Annotated in this window: 15 protein-coding genes and 2 pseudogenes; 7 read left to right on the plus strand and 10 right to left on the minus strand. The window is 34.8% G+C overall.

Annotation, left to right across the window (positions count from 1 at the left end; all coding sequences use genetic code 11):
• Window positions 1-14: 14 nt before the first annotated feature.
• On the minus strand, window positions 15-4,391 hold the full coding sequence (locus ArsFIN_RS00410; RefSeq protein ID WP_026823114.1) for an inverse autotransporter beta domain-containing protein: 4,377 nt from the start codon (window positions 4,389-4,391) through the stop codon (window positions 15-17).
• 1,133 nt (window positions 4,392-5,524) lie between these two features.
• On the opposite strand from ArsFIN_RS00410, the gene ArsFIN_RS00415 reads away from it, so the two are divergent.
• Window positions 5,525-6,424 (plus strand): DNA-3-methyladenine glycosylase family protein, encoded by a 900-nt coding sequence (locus tag ArsFIN_RS00415; RefSeq protein WP_026823115.1) that lies wholly within the window; start codon window positions 5,525-5,527, stop codon window positions 6,422-6,424.
• A 105-nt stretch (window positions 6,425-6,529) separates the two neighbouring features.
• Here ArsFIN_RS00415 and ArsFIN_RS00420 read toward each other — a convergent pair whose 3' ends face one another.
• The 5 genes from ArsFIN_RS00420 to ArsFIN_RS00440 all read right to left on the minus strand — a co-directional run bounded on the left by ArsFIN_RS00420 (window position 6,530) and on the right by ArsFIN_RS00440 (window position 12,223).
• Window positions 6,530-7,231, minus strand: a complete 702-nt coding sequence (locus ArsFIN_RS00420) for a fimbrial biogenesis chaperone (RefSeq protein ID WP_026823116.1) — start codon at window positions 7,229-7,231, stop codon at window positions 6,530-6,532.
• 30 nt (window positions 7,232-7,261) lie between these two features.
• The gene (locus ArsFIN_RS00425) at window positions 7,262-8,341 is read right to left on the minus strand and encodes a fimbrial protein (protein ID WP_026823117.1); all 1,080 of its coding nucleotides are present in this window, start codon (window positions 8,339-8,341) and stop codon (window positions 7,262-7,264) included.
• 13 nt (window positions 8,342-8,354) lie between these two features.
• Window positions 8,355-10,820, minus strand: coding sequence for a fimbria/pilus outer membrane usher protein (locus ArsFIN_RS00430; protein WP_246067299.1), 2,466 nt, complete (start codon window positions 10,818-10,820; stop codon window positions 8,355-8,357).
• A gap of 68 nt (window positions 10,821-10,888) precedes the next feature.
• Window positions 10,889-11,584: a fimbrial biogenesis chaperone gene (locus tag ArsFIN_RS00435; protein ID WP_026823119.1), complete on the minus strand. Its 696-nt coding sequence runs from the start codon at window positions 11,582-11,584 to the stop codon at window positions 10,889-10,891.
• A 51-nt stretch (window positions 11,585-11,635) separates the two neighbouring features.
• The gene (locus ArsFIN_RS00440; RefSeq protein ID WP_026823120.1) at window positions 11,636-12,223 is read right to left on the minus strand and encodes a fimbrial protein; all 588 of its coding nucleotides are present in this window, start codon (window positions 12,221-12,223) and stop codon (window positions 11,636-11,638) included.
• 999 nt (window positions 12,224-13,222) lie between these two features.
• On the opposite strand from ArsFIN_RS00440, the gene ArsFIN_RS00445 reads away from it, so the two are divergent.
• Together ArsFIN_RS00445 and ArsFIN_RS00450 are read left to right on the plus strand one after the other, a co-directional pair.
• Window positions 13,223-13,852: a bifunctional 4-hydroxy-2-oxoglutarate aldolase/2-dehydro-3-deoxy-phosphogluconate aldolase gene (locus tag ArsFIN_RS00445; RefSeq protein WP_026823121.1), complete on the plus strand. Its 630-nt coding sequence runs from the start codon at window positions 13,223-13,225 to the stop codon at window positions 13,850-13,852.
• 458 nt (window positions 13,853-14,310) lie between these two features.
• Entirely contained in the window at window positions 14,311-15,324 is a 1,014-nt protein-coding gene (locus ArsFIN_RS00450; RefSeq protein ID WP_135677402.1) for a hypothetical protein, read from the plus strand.
• A 190-nt stretch (window positions 15,325-15,514) separates the two neighbouring features.
• Here the strand turns inward: ArsFIN_RS00450 and ArsFIN_RS00455 are convergent.
• Window positions 15,515-16,356: pseudogene (locus tag ArsFIN_RS00455) on the minus strand (IS5 family transposase).
• Window positions 16,357-16,473: 117 nt separating this feature from the next.
• Here ArsFIN_RS00455 and blaOXA point away from each other — a divergent pair.
• Window positions 16,474-17,310 carry a class D beta-lactamase gene (gene blaOXA / locus ArsFIN_RS00460; RefSeq protein WP_026824192.1) on the plus strand — a complete coding sequence of 279 codons (837 nt, stop codon included), beginning with the start codon at window positions 16,474-16,476 and terminating at the stop codon, window positions 17,308-17,310.
• 148 nt (window positions 17,311-17,458) lie between these two features.
• Here the strand turns inward: blaOXA and ArsFIN_RS00465 are convergent.
• From ArsFIN_RS00465 to ArsFIN_RS00475, 3 genes and pseudogenes are all read right to left on the minus strand, one after another.
• Window positions 17,459-18,617 (minus strand): annotated as a pseudogene (locus ArsFIN_RS00465) (IS3 family transposase).
• Between the two features lie 62 nt (window positions 18,618-18,679).
• Window positions 18,680-19,009, minus strand: a complete 330-nt coding sequence (locus ArsFIN_RS00470) for a metalloregulator ArsR/SmtB family transcription factor (RefSeq protein WP_026823087.1) — start codon at window positions 19,007-19,009, stop codon at window positions 18,680-18,682.
• A 155-nt stretch (window positions 19,010-19,164) separates the two neighbouring features.
• A complete protein-coding gene (locus ArsFIN_RS00475) occupies window positions 19,165-20,664 on the minus strand; it encodes an MFS transporter (protein WP_026823086.1) in 1,500 nt (499 codons plus the stop codon).
• 110 nt (window positions 20,665-20,774) lie between these two features.
• On the opposite strand from ArsFIN_RS00475, the gene ArsFIN_RS00480 reads away from it, so the two are divergent.
• The 3 genes from ArsFIN_RS00480 (at window position 20,775) to ArsFIN_RS00490 (ending at window position 24,426) form a co-directional block, all read left to right on the plus strand.
• Window positions 20,775-21,326 carry a TetR/AcrR family transcriptional regulator gene (locus ArsFIN_RS00480; RefSeq protein ID WP_026823085.1) on the plus strand — a complete coding sequence of 184 codons (552 nt, stop codon included), beginning with the start codon at window positions 20,775-20,777 and terminating at the stop codon, window positions 21,324-21,326.
• A 193-nt stretch (window positions 21,327-21,519) separates the two neighbouring features.
• Window positions 21,520-22,653: a hypothetical protein gene (locus tag ArsFIN_RS00485; RefSeq protein ID WP_026823084.1), complete on the plus strand. Its 1,134-nt coding sequence runs from the start codon at window positions 21,520-21,522 to the stop codon at window positions 22,651-22,653.
• Between the two features lie 423 nt (window positions 22,654-23,076).
• The gene (locus ArsFIN_RS00490; RefSeq protein WP_026823083.1) at window positions 23,077-24,426 is read left to right on the plus strand and encodes a hypothetical protein; all 1,350 of its coding nucleotides are present in this window, start codon (window positions 23,077-23,079) and stop codon (window positions 24,424-24,426) included.
• Window positions 24,427-24,481 lie beyond the last annotated feature (55 nt).

Genomic DNA, 24,481 nt, shown 5'->3' on the forward strand with positions numbered 1-24,481 from the left:
GGTGGATGCATCCATTACAGATTCTTAGTACAAACTACTGCTTCTGTGTCATGGGTATAGCTATCTTTATTAGAAAAACCATCATCTAATTTGACGACTTTAAAGCGACCGGCTATTCCCTCAGTCGAAGTCCAATAGTAGCCATCTTCTATATCGTAATGACTGAATTTACCCCATTCACTCCATAGTGAACCTACTGCACGCTTTCCTTTGCCTTGACTAAGTTGTGCAACCGTTGGCATAGCCCCAGCATTATTTGCACACCAGCGTTGTGCTTCATCCCATTTTTTCTCGTCAGAGAAAATAAACCAATTATTTAGATTAAAGGTATATTCAATCGGATCACCACCCGTTTCATGTTTTGCTGTGATGATGACTTTTTTACTTGTCCCATTCTCCGTAAACGTTACCAGCCCATTGTCAACTGAAACCCAACCTTGATTGCTTTGCCACTTAAATTCTGATGCCGGTGCCCCTTGCGTCTCGATAGTAAACTTAGCACCGAGGAAGCCAGTAGTTGGGAATTGAGCGCTGGTGGGGAAATTATGGCCATTAACAATTAAACGGCTAAAAGAGACGGTTATAAAACTAACTGGTTTATCAGCGGGTTGTGGTCTTGAACTAGCATAATGGGCACTAACAATCACATTAGCTACTGCCACGTCATTACTCTCTAAAGTGATAGAAGTAAATCCATCAGCATCTGTTTTACTAATATTAATATTATCCTTAAAGCGAACGTTGCTACCTTGATTAGTCGACCAGTTAATCGATAAATTTTCTTTCCTGATCGGGTTGCCATTAACATCAACCAATGCCGCGGTAAAGACAAAATTATTACTAGGATGAGCAACTTTACGGTCTATCTTACCTTGTAACTTGACATTTCTAACTTCAGCGGTCGCTATATTCGCAATAAAACTCACTTTATCTTTAGCCGTTTTTTTATCGTCATTGCCAAATTTGGCGGAAACTTCAATATCATCAATCGCCATGGTTGTACTTTGCAATTCAACCGTAGCAACACCATCTTTATCTGTTTTGCTGGTTGGATTTAATTGGGCTTTGCCTGGCTTATCATGTGCCCAATAGACTATCAGGTCAGATTTTTTGATTGGATTGTCATTTACATCAAACAATTGGACGGTAAAAATAAATTTCTCTTTACCATCGGCAATTTTGCGAGTTTCCTGCCCAACTAGCTTAACCTCACCTAACTTAGCCAAATCTTTATTAGCGATAAAACTGACGGTTTTATCGGCTGATTGGCTAGCCGTACCGGCATAACTGGCACTAACTTGGACTGCATCCACCGCTTTTGTTGTGCTGTATAGGGTAACAGTAGTGATACCATTTTCGTCGGTTAGGCTGTGGTCAGCTAACTTAACTAGATTGCCTTTATTATGTGTCCAATTAATTGGCAAACCGCTTTTCTTTATGGCGTTATTATTGTTATCAATCAGTTGTGCGGTAAAGGTAAAGGAAGTATTACCATCAGCGATTTTATAGTCTTCTTCACCATTTAACAGCACACTACCGATATGCGCTTGGCTTTCATTTGCAATGAAACTCACTTTTTTATTGGCATTTATTTCATCTAAGCTACCCGAGCTAGCACTAACCTGTACCTCATCAACGGCCTTAGTTGTACTTTGCAGTGTAACAGTAGCTATTCCGTGTTCATTTGTTTTGCTGGTATCTTGTAATAACTTAACGTCATCTTTATCACGGAACCAATCAACTTCGATACCGACTTCATTAACGGGTTGCCCCTTGTTATCAACAAGCTGTGCGCTGAAAGTAAAGGTCTGTTTACCATCTGCTACTTTTTCATTGACAGAGTCTGTTAATTCAACAGTTCCAACGGAAATTATCCCTTCTTCAGCGATAAAATTGACCTCTTTATCCGCTTCTACGCTTGCTGTAGCCGCATAGTTTGCACTAACCCTTACCTGATCGATGGGGGTAGTCGTACTAATCAGTTCAACAGTGGCAATACCATTATTATTTGTTGGGCTAGTTGCAGTCGACAATAAAACCTTTTGCGAGTCTTTATTATGCTTCCAATTAACAACTAATCCACTTTTCTTAATCGGGTTACCATTGCCATCAATCAGTTGGGCACTAAAAGTAAAAGAACTCTTACCATCAGCAACTTTTTTTGTTGCCCAGCCATTCAATGAGACATCACTAACCTTGGCTGTGCGTTCATCAGCAACAAAACTGACCACTCTATCCGCGGTCATCTCAAGCGTGTTAGCATATTTAGCACTGACTTCCACATTATCAACGGCAATCAAGGTACTACGCAGTGTGATAATCGCCCGTCCAGTGGCATCTGTTTTACTCTTATCCTTTAATAAAGTGACCTTATCTTGCTGATTAGTTGACCAAGTAACATCAACATTTGGCAACGGATTATTAAACTGATCAACCACAAAGGCTTCGTAGCTAAAACTATCGACGCCATTAGCTACCTTACTGTTTTTCTTATCAATCAGGGTAACATTTCTCACTTTGGCGGTAGTGGCATCAGGGATAAATTGGATAGCAACCGCTTTTTTCTTTCCATTTGCCATGGTAGCAATCAATTCTCCCTGACCGGCCAAGTCACTCTTGATTTTTATCTTGATCTTACCTTCGGCATCCGTAATTTCAGTTAAAGGATTACCCATTCTTTGGCCATCTTCGCTAAGCATCACAACCCCGGCATTTCCGCCATTATTTTTTACTGCCAGCGTACTGCCGCGTTTGCTAAAACCAGTAACAGAAAATGTCACTTGTTTGTCGGCAAGTGGTATTCCTTTGTCATTTTGTAGTTGCACTTTAGCTAAATAAGTTTGGTTACCATCTGCTGGTATGGGCGTCGGATTTTCTAAAGTAAAATAAGCAAAACCATCCTTTGATTGAGTAACATGGATCACCATTACGGCAGCTTTAGATTTATTACCTTCATTATCAACACCCACAGCGGATAAGGTATAAGCCTTACTACCTTGGTTATCTTCATCGTATGCTGGTAATACCAGGTCAATGGTAGTGGTTGATGTCTCGTTAATCTTGCCACCTTTTGCTAATAATTCTGGGGCACTCCATAAAATTTTATTGAGTCCGTATTTGGCTTTTTGCACCGTGGCTTTTATTGCTATAGTTTGGGCCGCTTCAGCCATCGCACTGTCTGGCAGAGAAATAGCTAATATTTCCTGTTTACGGTACTGCATAACGATATTGTAATTGCGATCAACAAAATCATAACGATTGCCCGCTAAACTACGCATTAGATCAACATTATCCGGATTTAACTGAGCAGCGAGTGGGATACCGAACCGATAAGCAAACTCCATACCAATCAGACTATCGTTGGAATCTCCCTGAGAGACTTGAGTTTTCAATGTTAATAAGGGGAAAGGGGTATAACTTAAACCAAAAGTGACAGCAGAAGGATTATCTTTTAAATCTTTAGCTGTTGGATTATGACTAAGACTAACGCCATCACCAAAGTATTGTTCATATTTAGCATAAGCACCTAAATGAGGATAACTGGGTAGGTACCCTTCAGCACGTAGATCAAATCCATTGGCCGGCCGCTCATCATAATCACGCATCTCATGCAGGAACGACTGATGCCAGTCCGTTAAACGGAAATAACCATTTACCGCCAATTTCAAATAATAGGCCCATAACTCACCACCTAAACCAAAACGGGCATTTCCTCCGCTAATGTCATAATCGTAAAAACTATTAATGCCCCACATCCAATTTTGCTGATATTGGCGATAACCTAATCCTAAGTTGGTGGTACTCCGTTGTTCATTAGCTCTAATACCAATTTGGCTAAACAATAAGCTGTTAGGTTTATCAATGAGCGGTAAGAGTAAATCCGCATCGCCGGTTTTATTTGAACTAATTTGTACGCGTGCTTTGCCATATTGATTTAACCAATCACTAATTTTTTGATTTAGTAGGCCTTCGCCACGATTACGCGCATAATTGATGGCTGCTTCTGTGGCATTATTATTGGCCAGCCCTTGCGCTATTTGAGTTGCACCTTGCACAAATTGTTTTTCTGCTGACTCAACTTGCTTAGCCTGGGACGTCTCTTTTATCCCTAGTGTTGGTAATGCTCGACGGTGATCAACTGACGGTTTGTTATTGTTATTTATTGTTGCAACCGACATCATTGATCTATTATCGGGTAAGGTATGAATGTTCCAGCTTGATGCCGCTGTTGCTGGAAGCGATGAAGCTGGCTCTGAAGCCGAATTTTTTAAAGCAGAATTATTATTCATCAACGCATCAATACCATTGATTGTTTCCAGCATCTGATTGCTAGCAACATCATCCTGCGCCGCTTTAGCAACAGATGAAAAAGTGACAAAAATCGGTAACAACAATTGTATAAATAATAATATATATGCAGTTAGCCGTTTTGTTTTTGAATAGTAACGATTAGCATTGCATAAATAATTTCCCTATCTAAATAATAATAAAAATCCTGCTACTATTTTTTGCATAAAATAAAAAACAAATATTAATTTCAAGCTATTATTGAAATTAATAAAAACATTGATAGGCAGCTATTGTTATTTTTACTCCCATAATCAATAAATTTTTATTAGGCTTATCCCGATTATTTTATTTGGATAATTACCGATTAAATAGCCATTGGCATAGAGTAAATTAATGCCCATAGAGGAGAAAAAATGGATAACGAGGGGTAAAAAAGCGGACTGCTTGATAATGTTCCATTTGCAATTACTCCTTTTGCTTACTTATATCGTTTATAAAGATATAGATAAGTATTATTTAAAAACGTATAAATTTGTTTCCATTTATGAATAAACCTCAAACCACAATAATAAAATCAAAAGTTAACAAAAACAAACATCAAACAAGTCAATGTAACCCAATAATTTATTAACATTTACCGTTAATAAAAAAAAATAACCCATGGTAACTTAGCTTTTTACTTAAAAAATATTTAACAATCATTAGATTAAATAATATTCTTATTGCTATAGTGTTAAATAAAAATCAGCTAATCACTATTTTTATTTAAAATTATATTACAAATGGAAATAATTTTATTTAGCTAATCTGTGTCTCATTTATTAATGACCAACAAACTGAATACCAATAGGGTTAATATTTAATAATGATAAAAGCAGCAATTATACTTAGTGATAAATTTTAAAATATAAAACAAGCGAACTATTTTCTTCTTAAGCAAAAATAAAAGAATAAACAATAAATGAAAAATTAAACACTAAGAATAAATGAATAAAAATCGTTAATAACACGTTAGTATATAATTTTGATTTTATCGAGCAGGTAACCCCAATAACGAGTGTTAATATTATCTAATCCTACGGCAAACAACAGCTATTTTTTAGTTTTTAACTTGCTAACAACAGAATTTAATGCATAAATTCTCATCTTTAATTTACTTGCTTTTATGTTACTATTTTTTTATCAATTTAAGCGCGAACTGATGACTAAATTTAAAATTAAATAACCATAAAAAATGCCAGCAAAAAAAATCATTATCCATTTACCAAATAATTATCACTACCAACACTTTCTTGCCTATCACTTACGAGATAAGCAAAGTGTGGCAGAAATTATCGCCTATAACCAATTAAGAAAGGGAATTACCTATTATGACCAACCCGCTGAATTAACGTTTACGCTAAATAAAAATAGCATTTTGTTTTCTCTGAAAATTGACAACCCACATACCTTTATCACTGAGGAACAGCTTGAAAAACTGGGAAAAAATATGCTCGGGTTATATCAACCCATTGAACTTTTTGAAGATAAATACCATAACCACCCAGTCATTGGTAATTTAATTTCTCGCCAACAAGGTTTACGTGTTTATCAAGCAGCAACCGCATTTGAAGCGATTACTTGGGCAATTATTGGGCAACAAATTAGTGTCGCTGCCGCAATTGCTATTCGTCGCCGATTCATTCATGCTTTTGGTAAACAACACGCGTCTGGAATTTGGTGTTTTCCCTCTCTCTTTGCGATCCATGCTGATGATGAGCAAAAACTAAGATTATGTGGATTTTCTAGCGGTAAAGCAAAAACGCTTATTGCATTATGCAATATGTTAAAAAACAACCATCATCTATTAAATGTTCCTGTAGATGAAACTAATTTGTCATTATGGACACAAAAATTGAGTGAAATAAAAGGAATTGGTCCATGGACAATCAGTTATTCCTTGCTTCGCGGCTTCAATTATTTGAACGGTTCTTTACATGGTGATGGCGCTGTCCAGCGTAATCTTCAGTATTTATTAAATAGTAGTGAGAAAATAAGCGCAACAGAGACAGAAAAATGGTTAGCACAATATTCTCCCTGGAGAGCACTCGTGGCAGCTCACCTCTGGCAACAACAATCTAATGCTAGCTATTGAACAGAAAAATTATATTAATTAAAACTAACACAAAAAATATGCTCCCGTGTCATAACCGAATTTAGCGTTGACGAGGTTAACAGATTAAATAACGGCACTTTAATACTATTTAAGTTTTTTAACTTGATTAATAAATTGCCCTTCATCATTAATGTATTCGATCAAAATCTCATCATCGAAAACAACATGGCTTTTATTTTCGACTGCATGTTGTGAAAAAGGCGGCAACATAATTGTTTTAGATAAAGCATTATTTTTATCTAACCGATTATAAAGTGCGGACAGAGTAAAAAAATAGGCGGTTGGGTTATCAATAGAAAGTGATTCTCCAACCTTAGTTATTTTTATATGCTCAGCTGCATTCTGAAAAGTTTTATTGATACTATGAGGTCGAAAAAAAAGTTTAATTCGTGTTCTTAGCGCCAACTGTAAAATATTCTCAGTTTTTAAGCTGTCGGGTTTTGGCGCAATATCTAGCACATTAAGATAAAAAATAGATTCGCGATCAGTGGGTAGCTGATTTGCTAACTGTTGAATACGAAGTTGCGCCCCCCCTCTAGGTTTTATTTTGACAACCGGAGGTATCACAACAAAAGGCGCTTGTGTTGTCTCCGGCGTTGAATCAATATTACCTTCATCAATCCAGCTTTGAACCAGTGATATGTTATCACTGGAATTAACTAATTGAATAACAGCCTCTTTTCTTTCAGCAGAAAAAATAACTCGCGTTCCTTTAAGAAAAACACTACTACTCGTTGAAAAAGCAGTAAAATAGAGTAAGAAAGCTAAATAAATTTTTTTTCTCATTTTCTTTTTGATCCTAATAATTAATTCTATTTAGTCATAAGAAAAGACTAAAATTGCCGTTGAAGTTATTTTTCCGGCAGAAATATTATTTAGATCATAAGCGTAGTAATAGGCCCCCATATTAATGGAAAAAGAGGGCGCTAAAGCACTGCCCGCTGCAATATTAAAAATAGATGTTGCATTGCCTTGTATACTTTCACTACTGGAAAAAAGAATAGGTGATGAAGTTTTATTGCCTTGCACTAGGCGAAATCCGACGCCTTTAGCACCTTGTTGGGTGGTATTTATTAATACTGTTTTATCTGTGCTATGCAAATTATTACTGGCCAAAAACATGGCAATATTTCGCGTCGTTTTATTACCAGTCAATAGATCACTACAACTAAAATTTAGGCTAAAGGGCTGATAACCAGGTCTGTCAATATTTTTGACATCATTAATGCTAACCATAGGTAGATTAACGACTAAGCCTTTATTTGAAAAATCGCAGGTAGTGGCAATAGGATTATATTTAATGGTAATTGGCTGCAGAAAAATATCATTTTCATCAACAGGCCATTGCCAAGTTAATAAGAATTGGATTAATTTCGTCACAATTCTAACTAACCACACCAGAATACCGAGCGATGAAGCATCCGATGCCAATATAAAAGGTGAGATCTTCGCAGTATCACCAGCCACTTCGGTATAATTACCGCTCGGCTTACTCTTCAACAAAGTAAACTGTAAGGTAAAATTAGTATCTAAATTAGATGCAGGATGTGTACCTCTTGGTATATTAGTTACGCGATCCTTTCCCATCGCAGTCATGGTAACCTGAACAAACTGCTTGCCACCATTAAATCCTATTGTTGCTGTTCGACCATTAAATGGCGAAGCAATACCAATCGCATTAGGAAAAAGTAGCCCTGGGGAACTACATGTAAATGTTCCTGAGAACATGGTTTTATCTGTTTTCGTCACTACCGTTGATGAACTACTAAAATCAGCCGATAAATCATAATATAAACTCGGTACTGTGATCGTGCTATTGGGTTTACAGTCGGCATAAATCGATTGGCTGAAAGAGCAAGCTGATAATAATAAAAAATTTATTGCTAATTTATTCATATTATTTTCCCAACTATCGGCAAATATTACGATTGAGGTATAAGGTATCAACGGGTTGCTGGATGATGCATTCTGTTTTTCCGTCAATATTCAATTTGACATTCAGTGATTGTGGTAATTGATCACTTTTTATATAAAGCACACTTGACTGCCCAACATGACCAACAAATTCACCCTGACTATCAGTAACCTCTGTACCAAAAGGTAAATGGCTACCATCGGCAAAAGTCGCCTTTAACATATAAGTTTTTCGCTGATCGGTTTCCAATTTGATATGACTAACCGCTCCGTCATAAGGGATCACATGTGCAACATTGTCAGTAATCTCTGCACCTGAAGTCTGATTGGTATGAGAGAGGGTATAAACATTTGTACGATAAGGTGTAGCATTAGTTACTAATGCTAATCCCTGTTTATTGGTAAGGACTGCTCGATTATTATTAACGGTTAGATTTTCAGCCATTGGAGCTTCTATTATCGTTAATGTATTCGCTGTTTCACCAGAAGCAAGAATATGGTAAGGAAATGCAACGATGGTTCCTCTGGCATTTAAACCTGTCTGTCGATAATTATTAGCCTCACTATATGAAGCGCCAACTGTACTATAGGGATTGCGATAATTTACACTACCACTTATTAAATTATTACCTCCAGTCTGATTTGAAGCGGTTAATGTATAATCGATTAAATCATATTTACCCGCTGTCCCACTGACACTGATATTGGCTTGTTGATAATTGGTATTTGTCATGTAAATACCAGAATTGAGATAAGCATTGCGACTAAATAGATTAATAGGAACACTGGCACTCAAGTAATAACGAGTTTCTTCTTTTTGATCGGTATTCCTTACCCGTGAAACAGATAAGTTATAGGTAATATTTTTATAATTATTTGAGTAACCAATTTGATACTCGCGGCTGGTACCACCAATATTCCAATAATTTCTCAGTGTACCAGCCAGAAAAATAACCCCATTATCTTTTCCCAAATGCTGATTTAAATTTAAATTAAATGTATTTCTGGCACGAGCACCGCGCAAAGCATCAAAAGTTGCCAAATCTAAATCTGAAGGATTATTTCGATTTTGATCATTAAGATTATTTTTAATCGTCGCTTGATACTTAAGCCATGCTTGATAATTATCATGGGCATAAATGGAATCAATAAAACTATAATAATCTCCTGTTGAATAACGATAGGCCGCTATAGTCAGATTAGTAGCAGTTGTTGACAAAAACTTGCTATAAGCCAGGCGAAAACTTTGGCCTCGTTTGGTTCCGGTATCTAAATAAGCTGCTGCATGGGTCGCATCAAATGAAACAGCACCAAACGGAAAATTCCAGCCACTACCAAGTAAAATAGCATTATAATCACGGCTACCAATAAAGCCGGCATAAACGGTGACTAAATTATTGATACCATAATAGGCTTCAGCTTGAGCAAATTTCGGTTGGAAATAGGTATTTGCCATTTTTGATTGTCCAGCCAAAATATTGTAAGCATATACACCCGCTTTCATCATATTTGGTACGGCTGAAAATGGCACCGTAAAAGAGTCTTGACGACCATCGGCCTCCTGCACTACAACAGACAGATCGCCCGCTCCTCCAGCTGCACGTAGATCACTAAATTCGAACGCGCCTGGCGGAACCGCTTCTTGATAAATTAGATTACCATTCTGATATACTTTTACTAACGCATTTGTTTGAGCAACACCTCTGACAACCGGCGTAAATTCCTGACTGGAATTAGGTAACATATTCATTTCTGTTGTTAATACCCCGCCTCTAAAACGAATACTACTAAACAAGGTAGAGGGGGAATAGAAATCACCTAACATCAAATTAGAAGATATCGCACTGAAAGAACGGCGTAAGTAGCGGGTATTATTTTGCCATTTATGATCACCGCTGGAATAATAAGAATAACTTGACTCATCTCGAAACTGCCAGGCTCCGATATTAATTCCGCTATTTAAATTGGCAAAAAAAGCTTCATTACGCTGTTTGTTATTTTTTTTCTCCCGATAATTATAATAATTAGTATTATAAGAGAGAATAATTGCCGGTACACCGTAGTCCCAATTCATCGGATCAACATAACCTATCTCCGATTTAACTAATGAAATTTGCGGGACTGAAATATTTAATGCTAACTGATTAACATCTAAATAATAGTTGATCTCATTAACCAAATTATCCAACGAAATAGTTGTATTTTGCTCAATTATCTGTTTTGTCTGAGCTGAAAGTTTTAAACCTAATTTATTAGCATCTTTAGCATCAATAGTAATATTTTGATTTTTTTCGCCAATATCAACTTCAAATTGTCCTTTCCAATCATCATTAACATAAATATCGACCCATTGTTTACCTGGCGGAATTTCACTATTTCGATAAAAACGAGATATGTCTCCTTGAGCTGATTTTCCCACTAGCAAAGTAGTATCAAATTCCTCTGCAAATAATTCCGGCATATAATCCAATATACCTAATAAAATTAGGCTATTATAAAGATAATATATTTTTTTCACGATTTATCTTCTTATTTAAGGTTAATATTTTTTGTTTTATAAACACCAAAATCATCAACATAAGTTACGGTTAATTTATTATGCTTAACCTTATTTTTTAGCGGCAATTTAGAGCTTGATAGCGGAGGGATCATCTTCGATTTTGTCAGATTCTTTTTTGTCTCATTAATATTCGTTATTTTTGCTATCGTGAAATAATATTTAGAATCATTTTTTACTATAATGCTATTATCCTCTAACTTATAACTTATTTTTTTATATACCTCTGCCGGAGGAGTAATCAATCTCTTAGGCCGATAAAATAATTTAACTCTTGATTTAATTGCCAATTGTAAAACGCTTTTACCTTGGGTATTTTCTGGGTATGGCGGAATATCAAGAATATTTAAATAAAAAATACTCTCTCTATCTTTAGCTAATTTATGCGACATCATTTTTATTTTTAATTGTTGTCCTTTTAGTCCCGCTATTTTTACAATAGGTGGGAAAACATAAAACGGTGAATGGCTCTTTTCAGGGGTAGAATTTATATTGCCATCATCAATCCATGATTGTACTAATGCCGGTAGCTTTCCATGATTTGTTAATTGCACTGTAACATTGTCCTTCCCTTCATAATAAATGATCCGAGTCCCTTGCAATACAATATTGGCTAATATATTTTTAGAAGAAATAATTAATATAATAAATAACAAAAATTTTTTCATAATAAATAGTCCGTTAAAAACCAGACTCAAAAAGAGCCTGGTTAATGTTATTTACAAATAAGAGATGGTATAGATTAAATTTGCATGCAATGGACCCGCTTTAGCGGGTGCCGCTCGCGTTTTGTAATAACTAACGATGAACGTTAACTCGTCAGCTTGTGGTGCTGTTTTATCTCCTTTTATGCTCGTATCATAAGGGGTATTTAATGCAATAGCGGTCGTTGTAGCATTTGGTGCAGATAAACTAAATCCAACATTTTTTGCTACATTAGGATTATTTTCATCAACAGTATCATTCACCAAATATTGACCATCCGTCGAGATACTACTTGGTGATGAAAAATGAAATTGTAAATTACCGCCTGAATTGCCAGCAGGTGCACAATCAGAAAAAGTTAACTTAAATGCTTTCTGATTTTTTGCAACAACAGTATATGCCGCTGTTCCGGCATCAGAAACCGAAATGGGATCTAGTAATATAGTAAAGTTTGCACTATCACCTCCATTAATTTTACAAGTAGTATCACTTATAGCACCAGCAAATGAAATTATTCCACCTGCTGAATTAGTCGCAGCTAATATATGCGACGAAAATAAAGTCGCAGATAATAGCAATAACGGGAGTATTTTCTTAAACATAATTAACTCCAAAAAAATAAATGAATAAGCCAATAAAATAGAATTTATTTTATTGGCATAATGGAAAAGGTTAATAAGAAATAACATTAACCTGAATTGATATTAGATGCCTCTATCTAACTTACAAGAAAGGTAAAATGATATTTTTATTTTTTGTGATTTATATCAAAGTAAATATTTTATTTAATAATCAATAGATAAAAGTATTTTTCTATTTAAGAAATAAGTTAATCATTCGCAAATCAATTTAGATTTATAATAATGAAAATAATTTAACAGAAAAAATTACTCGAATTAATTACTACTTATAGACTGGATTGCCAGATATTTTATCTGATTGATTAAGTGAATTTTTTATTCCAGCTCAACTTTAGAAAGCGTTCAGATAAAATTAATAAATAATTGAAATTTTATGCCAAATTTAACAACAAAAAACATTGATTTATTCATGTCTAAATAAAAAACGATATATATCGATTGTTTTTTCTATTTTTCAACAAAAAATAACTAAACTTAGGTATAATTTTTAATTCTTCTTCAATTGAATATATAAAAATATTTATTCATATAACTAAAATTCATTAATTAAGAATATGAAGGAATAATAGATTGTTATACTAGTTTTCCAATGAATTTTTATAAACATATTTAGCATTTTTATTTTATATAAAAAATAACAATAAATAATTAGCATTATTAATAAACAATGCAGTAAAGTAATTTTTTAGCTATTCCTTATAATTAAAAGATATAAATAGAGAGATTAATAAAAAATAAATTAACGTTCTATTTATATAATACGATTATTCATTCTTACCAGCTACGAATTTTGTTAAATAATTACCTCATCTCTCCATTAAAAATGGTCAAATCGGTATTAAAAACAAGCTAATAATTCAGTTACTAGCAAATATCGTTATTTAATATAAAAGTGCTATCATTCCTCTTCAGTAACAAAAAGTATTACTCACCAATTTCAAGACCAAAGGAAAATTGATTATGCTCACACTGATAGATAAATTACGACAATTGAGGATCATTCCGGTTATTACCATTGAACGAGCACAAGATATTGTTCCTTTAGGCAAAACATTAGAAAAAAATGGATTACCAGTAGCAGAAATTACGTTTCGTACGCCAGCAGCAGCAGATGCAATCAAACTGCTTAAAGAAGCGATGCCGAACAAAATTTTGATTGGTGCAGGCACTATTATTAATCGAGAGCAAATTAGACAAGCCGAAGCTGTTGGCGCTGATTTTATCGTTTCACCTGGTTTAAACCCAGATACGGTAAAAGGATGTCATGAATTAGACATACCAATTATTCCTGGTATAAATAATCCAACTCAAATTGAGCAAGCTATGCAACTTGGTATTAATCTTGTTAAATTCTTCCCCGCAGAACCTTCAGGTGGTTTATCTATGCTCAAAGCACTACTCGCTCCCTACCCGCAATTAGAAATTATGCCAACCGGTGGGATCAGCCCAGAAAATATTCGCCATTATCTTGCTTTGCCACAAGTCGTTGCTTGTGGAGGTTCATGGATGGTGGAAAATAAATTAATAAAAGCTAGAGATTGGGCTGCTATTGGTCAACTTACCTGTGAGGCGGTTACATTAGTTAAGTAATATTTATTTTCGGTTGTAATAAGGTCAACATCTGGCCTTATTTTTCCAATTTATTCCCCTCTCAACACCGTCAATTTTTATCGGCTTCAATTCAATCATTTTAGGTTAACAGAATATAATCATAATTTGTCAATCAAAAATCACTTAAACAACCAGCTAAAAAATAGTGCTAATTTTTGATAAACTAGCGATATTAACTAAATAATTTACAGCAGATTAGTTAACTTAACGGTAGGTTTTATTTAAAAATAAATATTACTATAGAATATATTTTGATTTATAAAAAATAACTTATGCTATCATCCTATAATACTGTAACTAGTACACAAAATAATCCTTCATCTAGCACGGATGTCTATTGTTATTATAAAAAAGAAGACGACATTAAAGATATTAATAGAAAAGGATCCCTTCTACAGAATGTTCAATCAGTTTCTAACACGGCAAACAATTTAGCGTTGTCAGATAACACAATAATCATAGCTAAAGCTAAATTAATTGCAGAAAAACCAGCAATTCCCGTAATCATAAAAAAATTACAACGAACATCCAGTAAACTAACACCAATCGAGAGCGTTACACAAGTTGATCGTTCAACATCAGAAAGTCTAGTTAAAATAGCCGAACCCCAAATTAAGCAAGAGACACGCCAGCAAGAAAAAAAAACGCAACAACTATTAGCACACTTAAAAAAAATAGATCTCATCGATGAAAGTATAGAGGCGGTTGGTTTAAATAATATTAAAATTTCAGATCCGATGTTTGGTCAAAAATTAGAATTAGCATTTTTAAAAGTAAAAGAAGGCGTTAACTTTGTTAACAATCTATTTAGCAATGAACTATCGGCACTAGAGAAACAGGCCATTCAACAAGAAATTGTTAGCTATTTTAGAGATATAAATTATCCTGATCCTGATACCGATAAATCTATTATTAATTTGGTCAAAATACATATCAAAAAATTTTTAGCATTCGTTAATCGCTATTCACCGGATAAGATAATCAGTGTTAAAGAGAACAAAAAAGATAATCAAAAAGTGGCCTGGATTTATGAGAACGATCCAGAATTCTGTATCTTTATGACCAATTCAGCTGTACATGAATATTCCAATGCTATCGCATGGAATTTTATTCACGAATTATCACATATTTCGCTAAAAACTAAAGATTTTTGGTATATTGTAAGCGTTCCCCCACCCTCTAAAATCGGAGCGGTCGGTTTTGATTCTTTTGCAGGCAAAATCGATGTTCTTACTAGAATGCAAACGATCAATTATAGAAAAAATGACTTTCTTGTTAATGGGCCTGACTATGAAAATACTATTTTTAGTGTATTTAATAGTCGCTGTACCTATCTTAAAGCAGAGACAATACTTAATAATGCGGATTCAATCGCCATGTTGTTATTTTTTGTTAATCAAAAATTCAATGGGCCCTTAGCTGCATTAACAACAATACCTAACTACGACTAATTTTCAGCATGATCACCAGTGGTTGACAAGTATTTCTTTAGTTGTTCGATGTTATCGGTTTGATAGCGAGCCTCATGATTTTTTCTCTGTTTTTTACTTAATACTTGAGTGGTAATGAATAAACAGTAAAAAGAAACGTTGTTAACAATAAATAAAAACGAGTCTTACGTTTAGTACTAGGCTGTGTCCCTTAATTGCGTAATCGGCGGTAAAACAAGCGAATGCAGCCCAGTTTCACCATTGCTAGATAGTTTCTTGCCGTTTTTTCATAACGTGTAGCGATCCGGCGATATTCCTTTAAACGGCCAAAACACCTTTCCACAACGTTGCGATGGCGATAAGCATCACGATCAAGTTGCGAGCGTCCATCTGAAGCCAGTTTTTCATTTGATTTCGGGAATAACCGTTTTCATCCCTTTCTTTTCAACTCGTTACGTAGCGCATTCCCAGAGTAGGCTTTGTCAGCCAGTACCGTATGACCACGACGCTTCATGCTGCCGTTCTGGCGTTGCACGCCAATGCCGTCCAGGAGTCGTAGCGCGAACAGGCTTTCGTGAGCCTGCCCAGCACTCAGTACGATGTTTAGCGGGATGCCGCTTCCGTCAGTCGCCATGTGGATTTTGGTGCCATAACCACCTCGTGAGCGACCCAAGCTGTTATCGTCGGTAATATCGGGATGTTTTTTTGAGCACCAGCCGCACATTTGAGAGCACGAATATTACTGCCATCCAGCGCAATGGCTGACCAGTCAACCAGTTCATGAGCATCAAGAAATGAAAGCAACTTATTGAAAATAATGTTAATAGTTCCATCCTTTGACCATCTGTTGAAACGGTTATAAACGGTTTTCCATGGGCCGTAACGTTCAGGTAAATCACGCCATGGGGCGCCTGAACACAGTATCCAGAACATGCCGTTGACGATTTTGCGATGTTCTGCCCACGGCCGACCGACCCGCGAAGATGTCAAAACGGTTGGCAACAAGGGCTCAATGATTGCCCATGCTTCATCAGAAAGATCGTAGCGAGCCATAATTCAAAGTATCGTAGAAACAGATGGATACTATAGCTCAAGCAATTAAGGGACACAGCCTAACCCTGACAAAAGTATGATAATGTCTGCCGTATAAATTATTTAAAGAATACAAATATGAATAAAAAGCTGATTGTTATTATTCTACTATTTTTACCAATTACTACTCCGGCAAATATCATTTCTAATGATGATAAAAACATTACCAAGCCGCTGAAAAAAACAGCAGAAAATCATGTTGTTAGCGAAATAAAAAAAATCTTTCAGCAACAGCATATACATGGCGTATTAACCATATATGATGGTAAATCAATTAACAATTATGGCAACGACACAAAACGTGCAACAATACAATATGTTCCCGCATCAACATTTAAAATTGTTAATGCCTTAATTGCTTTAAAAAATCAAAAAGTGACCGTTAAAGAAATTTTTAAATGGGATGGTCAGCCCAGATATCTTAGTAGCTGGAATAAAGATATGAATTTGCAAGAAGCAATGAAATTATCCGCTGTTCCTATCTATCAGGAAATCGCAAGACGTACTGGTCTGGCAATAATGAAAAAAGAACTTTATCGTTTGCACTACGGTAATAGCAAAATAGGTAATGATGTCACCAAATTTTGGTTAGATGGGCCATTAAAAATTAGTCCGGCAGAACAGGCACAATTTATTTATAAGTTAGCAACCAAACAATTACCCATTGATAAAACCATTCAAAATGAAGTCGCTGCTATGCTACTTATTAAACAGACAGCCAATATTAAAATTTACGCTAAAAGTGGCTTAGCGAATATCAATGGAGAGCGTATTGGCTGGTATGTCGGATGGGTGGAAAACGCTAATGGCAAAATAAAAACTTTTGCTCTAAATATCGCAATCTCAGATGATAAAACCATGTCAAAACGTGAATCACTGACTTTACAGTGTCTAGCAAAATTAAAAATTATTTAAAAAATGACTAATCAGAATACTAAGTTATTCTGATTAGTCATAAATAGACAAATAAAAGGTTGCTCACATTACTCGCTATCGCGTTATATTTGGGAGCGGTAAATTAATACTCCGGGCAGTGTAATGGTCAACAAATTCTGTAGAAGATCTAAGCGGCATTTTTTAGTTCATGATATTTTTGATGTGGCGTTAAATAACCAATCGTTGAATGGCGTCGATAATAATTGTAAAACTGAATATAATTTTCAACTTCACAGACAACAGATTGATGATTCATAAACGATAAACGGTTAAGTCTTTCTGTCTTTAAACTCCTAAAAAATCTTTCCATCACGGCATTATCGAGGCAATTACCTCGCCGACTCATGCTTTGAGTTATTTTCCGTTCAAAGAGGTGCGCCCTAAACTCCTCCGATGAATATTGGCAACCTTGATCTGAATGGAACATCAAACTTGTCGTATCCGGTAATTGCCGTTCAATTGCGTTATCTAAGGCTTCTTTCACTAATTTCGAATCCGGTTTTGTTGATAAGGCATAACCAATAATTTCTTTGGTGGCTAAATCCAACACACAGGCTAAATAGCTCCACCCATAGTGATGTCTAATATACGTGATATCCCCGACATAATAGTGATTATGCTGTTCAGGGGAAAATTGTCGTTTAAGCAAATTAGGGGCATATCGATGTTCGTTACCCGATGAGTGATAGTAGTGCTTTTTCGTTGGTCTAATTGCAACTAATTGATTTAATTTCATGATGTTCGATATTTTATAAGTGCCAATTTGGTGCCCTAAACCCTTTAACTCGGCTTGAATACGTCTTTTGCCATAAATTTGACCCGATGTATAAAAAATACGTTTGATTTCGCCACACAGTCTTTCATTTTCAACTGTCGGTATTTTCGTTTCATAATAAAACTACTGCTGCTTACTTCAAAAAGATGGCATAACTCAGTGACCGTAAAATTGGGGTACATGATTTTCAGTTGCTTCACGATTTTGAGTTTTGATTGTCGAGGATGAAGTAAGCCGCGGCTTTTTTTAATATGTCATTATCCCTCTGAGCACGCTTAAGTTGAACTTCTAATTCTTGTATGCGCTGTTGCTCGGGTGTTAACGCTTTTGATTTTACAGGCGTATTCCCATTTAACTCGGCAAGATATTGTTGCTTCCATCGTGATACGGCAGATTTACCCGCACCGGATATTTTTTCAACTTGGATATTGCTATATCCACCTTCAACCATGAGTTTTGCATATTCCAGTTTTTGCTTTCCGCTAAAGGTTACTTTTACTTTTCGGGTCATATTTATACCTATAAGATTTTGCTTAATTATAAGCTATAAATCTCTACAGTTTTATTAGACCACTACACAGGGAACTCTACTAGGATCAATTTATTGATCATTGAGTCGATTAGTTGGTATTGATTTGACCATACAGACTCAATAATTTGCATAACCCATGGAGAAGCCTGGGAAGAAAGTCGATAAAAAACCCATTTTCCTTCTTTACGATTTTGTAGCAATCCACCCTTTTTTAACATTGCTAGATGACGAGATATTTTAGTTTGGGGTTGCTCAAGTGCAATACAAAGATGATAAACACAAAGCTCCCCCATTTCCCGGAGAAGTACTAGGATCCTAAATCTTGTTTCATCAGATAAATTTTTAAAAAACTGCACTGCCTCTAGCTCCATCTCCAATTTACCTCTAACCACTTATAATTTCAGTAATAAAACATTAGGATCAATTCACTTTCCCTGAGACAAACCAATTCCAACCACTGGCTTTATAAAAACATTCGCTGAAACTGATTGCAAAATCTAAAACAGCACAGAAAGTCATCTCCTCATCATAATTTTTTGATTAAAGGGCGCAACATACGCTGTAAAACCACAATGCTAACTAACAATATGCAAACAATCGTCATAAGAACCATAACAAAAGAAGTGTCAAAGGCTTTACTTGCTTCCAGTATCAATACCTGAGCTTGTTCTTTATCCAAAGTTGATGCCACACTTAATGCTTCATCAATACTGTCATAAACACGCGTATCATCCATGGTGATTTGCTTAGGAACAAAAAGCTTACTACTATAAATCGCCGTCATCATTCCGCCCAGTATTGTAACGCCTAATACACTACCCAATTCATAAGCAACGTCTTCAATAGAAGCGGCCATACCTGACTTTTCATCTGGCGCATTGAGCATAATTGTGGTAGAAGCCGTGGTAAATACCATTCCCATGCCAATACCAATCATGAATAAATTAATCAACAACAAAATAAGATGGCTCTGATAAAACAGCACCATCCCTATTACCCCAACCAGCGTTAACATAAAACCGACTACTGCCGTTAATCTCTCGCCAAAACGGGGTAATAGTAAACCGGCTAATGGTGATGCAAGTACGGAACCAATGGGAATGGGAAGGATACAAAGTGCTGCTTGTAAAGGCGTGAATCCAAGTACTAATTGTAAACGTTGACTTAAAACTAATTCAATGCCAACAATTACACTCATGGTAATAACAGCAATGATTACCCCAGCTGAGAACAAGCGGTTACTAAATAAAGAAAAATCAAGCATCGGTTGAGATTGTTTGCGCTGGCGCAATACAAAAAACAGCATAAAAATGACACCAATAAAGGCAGCAACAGAAAACTCAACCAAAGAAAAAGAAGGTTTACTTAACTCTTTTAATGCATAAATCAGCCCAACTAAACCGATTAAGATTAATACTGAGCCTAAAAAATCAATAACACGCTTGTTTGTTCCACCACAACTTGGGATCACACTGACTGAAAAAGGTAGTACCAGCATAACGACAGGCACATTAATTAAAAATACCGATCCCCACCAAAAATATTCCAGTAACAAGCCACCTACTAAAGGGCCAACCGCAGCGCCACCAGCAGCAACTGCTGACCAAATACCAATCGCTAGCGAGCGTTCATGAGGCTCAGTAAAAATATGGCGAACAATTGATAATGTTGCTGGCATCATCATCGCGGCACCAACAGCTAAAAAAACTCTCGCAGCAATCAAACTTTCTGGATTAGGCGAAAATGCCGCACAAAGTGACGCTAGTGCAAAAAGAGGTAAACCGGTGATCAACATTTTTTTATGGCCAATGCGATCACTTAACATTCCTGCAGCGGGCAATAATCCGGCCACCACCAGCGGATAAGCATTGATAATCCACAATTTCTCAGATGCGTTGGCATGGAGTTCATGGGTTAAAGTAGGCAATGCTGTATAAAGCACTGTCATATCAATGACAATTAAAAAAAGAGCACTTGAAATTAAAAGGAGCGCAATCCACCTTCGATTATCATGAGTTTTAACCATAAAAAATCTCTATTTAGAAAAAATTATGTAATATATTTATCTAGCATAACGTTAAAGCTAAGATATACAATATTAATCCATACGCATGTATTTTAAAAGAGGTTTATTTAATGGGGCGCCAAAGAAGTATAGACAGAAATAAAGTATTAGACGTAGCCGAAAATATTGTCCATCAACAGGGTGTCACTGCGCTGACGATCGATGCAGTGGCAAAAGCGATGGGAATTTCTAAAGGCGGGGTTCAGTATTGTTTCGGCAATAAAGAGGCCTTGATTGATGCAATGTTTGATCGCTGGGAAAAAGCTTACGATGAAATATTTTTTCAACAAATTGCGCAGGATAGTTCAGCTGAAAATCGCGTAATAGCGCACATGAAAGCAACCTACCATTTTGAGCAAACTTCTAATACTAAAGGCGCAGGTTTAATGGCAGCATTATTGCAAACACCGGAATATCTTAATAGTACTCGTGAGTGGTATCGTGAGCGAATTGCTAAGTTAGATACTTCAACAGAAGCGGGGAGACGTGCCCGACTTGTTTTTTTCGCCACAGAGGGAGCTTTTATTTTGCGTGCTTTTGGATTTATGCATATCGATCAGCAAGAGTGGGATGAAATTTTTACCGATATCGAAATATTTTTATCGCCCGAACATGAAAAATAAAATTTTAATACTATAAAAATAGCGAATATTTATAGATATATTTTGACGATTATCTTGTTTATTCAAACATATCTCTAAATATTCCAAAAAAATAGTTAATTTGTCCGTATATTTAATTATTATATATATTTTATTGATCTATGATAATAAATATTGTTAATATCCTATAGTCATATAACTGTAGGTGACAATTATGATTATTTATCGCGCTTTATCTACTGAATTAAATACTGAAATAAAACTTATTAATAATATTATTAATGCGCCTGAAAATTATGTTAATTTTAGTGATAAAGGAAAACTACTGTTATCCATAATAACATTAGGGATTAGTCATATTGTAATAAATTTAATTGAAGATCACAGAAAAGAAAAAGTAAGATCAGAATGTATTACCATCACTAAAAACTTACTATCTTCTCTCAACAGCATTGAAAACCAGCAATCTGAAGAAAAAGTAATATTAATTTCTTTACCTAAAGGCGAAAGGTTAAAATTAACACAAAGATTTTCTAATAACGAAAACAGATACGAAACGATTATCGAATATAATAAAGCGATTATTCTTCATATGGGCAAATATAATGAAAGTAAATCTTATGTTAATAAGACCTTTGAGGAAATAAAAAATCTTTTAGTTAGTGACATACTGCAACATGAACATGATTATACTTATAAAGATGAATCTCTCTTAACTATCGCCAGACACATAAAACAAAAAACAGATGATAAAATAAACAATAAAAAACATAAGGAAGTTATCATAAAAATAAATAACCCTAATGAACCAATAATATATAACCAAAAAAGTATCGGCGCTAAACTAAGGGAAACCTATCAAGAGGGATATACTAGCTTAGTTTTTATTGATAAAAAAAATAAATTTACAAATAAAAAACATTTAATATTAGGTATTGTCTCACCGTCTAAGCAAGTTTTCTTATTAAGCCCGGCAAGTGGTGATGACAGAAATATTTATTACGATACCAATATAAGATATGTTAAATTAAATTTAACATCTAAAACTAAAATTTATAGTCGTGAAGAAAAAAATGAATTAATAAAAGAATTTTATGAAAATTTAATAACTAAATTAGAAAATATACCGGCTAATAGTGTATGTATTGAAAATATAATAAAATCTCTTTGTCCAACATGCAAAATTAGTACCCTAACACAAAATCTTAACCAAAAAGAGAAAGTGACATTTTTAGAAAATATTAATCATGGTATTGCAGATAAAATGCAGGTTGTTGAAGATAAAAAAGAACCAGCTACAAAATTAATAGCGAGTAAAAAAATAGCCCACAAACACACAATACCGTGAATACATTAACGCCTTCAGTTACCAAAAATAAAAATTATAATGAGGCCTTAAACCCATTTAATGAATAAGTTAAATTAAAATCTAATAGTAATAGATGATATTCTTAACCAACGACAGCTCTCTAACTAATAAAAGCGAACAAAATTTGTTAAAAACTTATCTTTTATTTTACTAATAAATATATTTTATATTAACAATTAGTAAAGATAGAAAAAATATTTTTATTAAAAAACACTTTCAATATATTAGCTTAATTTAACAAAACAATGAATACAATCTCCGATAATTAAATATAAAAATTTAATTCATTTTTATAATAGATAAGAATTTACCATTTAGAAGAGGTTGATCGTTTTATTCCTACATTTTGCTGATTGTATTAAATAACCAACACTTAGGTTTTACTGACTTTTTGAGGATATTATGGCAATAAGTTTTTCTTCTACAACACCACTAACCATTAGTGATAACAAATTTAATCAGATTTTGGGGGCTAATAGCTTAAATGAAGCAACCAAAATAAAAAACGTATCCGATTTTATTGACTCGATAATCGATTGGTTTAAGGGCGGCGTCAAACGTCAAAAAATAGAGCAACTGTTTGACACTATCCAAGATGTGAAGAATAGCGCTGTTTCTAATCCGGAATCAAATCGGTTGGAAAAATTTATCGAACTGAGGAAAATGGCACTACCTAAATATCATAATCAATTTAAATTAGAAATTACGCCAAAAGATGCTAATGAAGACTGGGGATATCAATTAAAAGTTGGCGACTTTACCTTATATAACTGCGATAAAGTGTTTGAAAAAACCAGGAGTATTGATGAGAGAGATCAATTAGCTAATTTTCATGTTAAAAATATTAGTATGAAATTAGAAGAAGCCCTCTCTGTGGAAAATCACGATATTCAGCAACTATTAAACTTCACGATTAGATGTTTAGCTGGCAGTGAAAAAGAACAAAATAGTTTGCGAGAAAAATTAGACGACCGTGCTTATAGTAAAGATAATTATCTTGGCATTAAAAACAGCAACAAACCTAATGAACTTATTGCCGCATTTAAAAATAATAAGCAACTGGTATTTTCTATCCGCACTGGCGAATTAGAGAACAATTTTTTGAAAAATACATTAGCAAGCAAAGAGTACAATAATCTGCGAGAGATGTTTTTCAATCAATATACTAGCATAAGTGATTCTCTCTTTATCGATATATTGCAACAAACTAAAGCGGATGTTTATGATGTGATAACACAGGATAGTGCTTACCTAAGCGAACAAGAGCGCGCGATTGTTAATGAAAAACTTAGTGCGATTAAAATTGGTGATAAAACACTTGCTGAATTATGGGCGTTACCATTAAATGGACTGGGTGAATATATTGATGATGATTTAAATCCAGCAGCTATTAACTATTTTCTTAATCATAAAGCCGCAGGTGTAAAGTTTTATAATTTAGAATTAAATGCTGCTAACTCAGCATTTGAGTTTGATGAGCCAGAATTACAGTTTGATGATGCAGAATTTGAGTTTGCTAAGTCAGAAGTTGAGTTTAGTGATTTAGAATCACAGGCTGATGATTTAGCATCAGATTTTGATGAAATAATGGCTGATAAACCCTTGTTTGAACAATCGCCTAGCAACCTAAACACGAATCGAACTGATTCAGGATATGAATCTGACGCTGAATCTATATATGAATATGAAGGTTTGTTTGCTAAGGATTATAAAATTAACAAGAAGCAATATAGCTTCACATCGGTTAAATAATTTATCAGTTCAAATAATATCTAATAGTCATTGATTACAGCATTTGCCCCAGCCT

The organism is Arsenophonus nasoniae, from assembly GCF_004768525.1.
In the GTDB taxonomy this organism is placed as follows: Bacteria; Pseudomonadota; Gammaproteobacteria; order Enterobacterales; family Enterobacteriaceae; genus Arsenophonus; species Arsenophonus nasoniae.

What these genes read in the sequence shown, in the direction of transcription:
- ArsFIN_RS00415 (WP_026823115.1), top strand. Translation starts at nt 5,525, where the DNA reads ATGCCAGCAAAAAAAATCATTATCCATTTACCAAATAATTATCACTAC.
- ArsFIN_RS00420 (WP_026823116.1), bottom strand. Translation starts at nt 7,231, where the DNA reads ATGAGAAAAAAAATTTATTTAGCTTTCTTACTCTATTTTACTGCTTTT.
- ArsFIN_RS00425 (WP_026823117.1), bottom strand. Translation starts at nt 8,341, where the DNA reads ATGAATAAATTAGCAATAAATTTTTTATTATTATCAGCTTGCTCTTTC.
- ArsFIN_RS00430 (WP_246067299.1), bottom strand. Translation starts at nt 10,820, where the DNA reads ATGCCGGAATTATTTGCAGAGGAATTTGATACTACTTTGCTAGTGGGA.
- ArsFIN_RS00435 (WP_026823119.1), bottom strand. Translation starts at nt 11,584, where the DNA reads ATGAAAAAATTTTTGTTATTTATTATATTAATTATTTCTTCTAAAAAT.
- ArsFIN_RS00440 (WP_026823120.1), bottom strand. Translation starts at nt 12,223, where the DNA reads ATGTTTAAGAAAATACTCCCGTTATTGCTATTATCTGCGACTTTATTT.
- ArsFIN_RS00445 (WP_026823121.1), top strand. Translation starts at nt 13,223, where the DNA reads ATGCTCACACTGATAGATAAATTACGACAATTGAGGATCATTCCGGTT.
- blaOXA (WP_026824192.1), top strand. Translation starts at nt 16,474, where the DNA reads ATGAATAAAAAGCTGATTGTTATTATTCTACTATTTTTACCAATTACT.
- ArsFIN_RS00470 (WP_026823087.1), bottom strand. Translation starts at nt 19,009, where the DNA reads ATGGAGCTAGAGGCAGTGCAGTTTTTTAAAAATTTATCTGATGAAACA.
- ArsFIN_RS00475 (WP_026823086.1), bottom strand. Translation starts at nt 20,664, where the DNA reads ATGGTTAAAACTCATGATAATCGAAGGTGGATTGCGCTCCTTTTAATT.
- ArsFIN_RS00480 (WP_026823085.1), top strand. Translation starts at nt 20,775, where the DNA reads ATGGGGCGCCAAAGAAGTATAGACAGAAATAAAGTATTAGACGTAGCC.
- ArsFIN_RS00485 (WP_026823084.1), top strand. Translation starts at nt 21,520, where the DNA reads ATGATTATTTATCGCGCTTTATCTACTGAATTAAATACTGAAATAAAA.
- ArsFIN_RS00490 (WP_026823083.1), top strand. Translation starts at nt 23,077, where the DNA reads ATGGCAATAAGTTTTTCTTCTACAACACCACTAACCATTAGTGATAAC.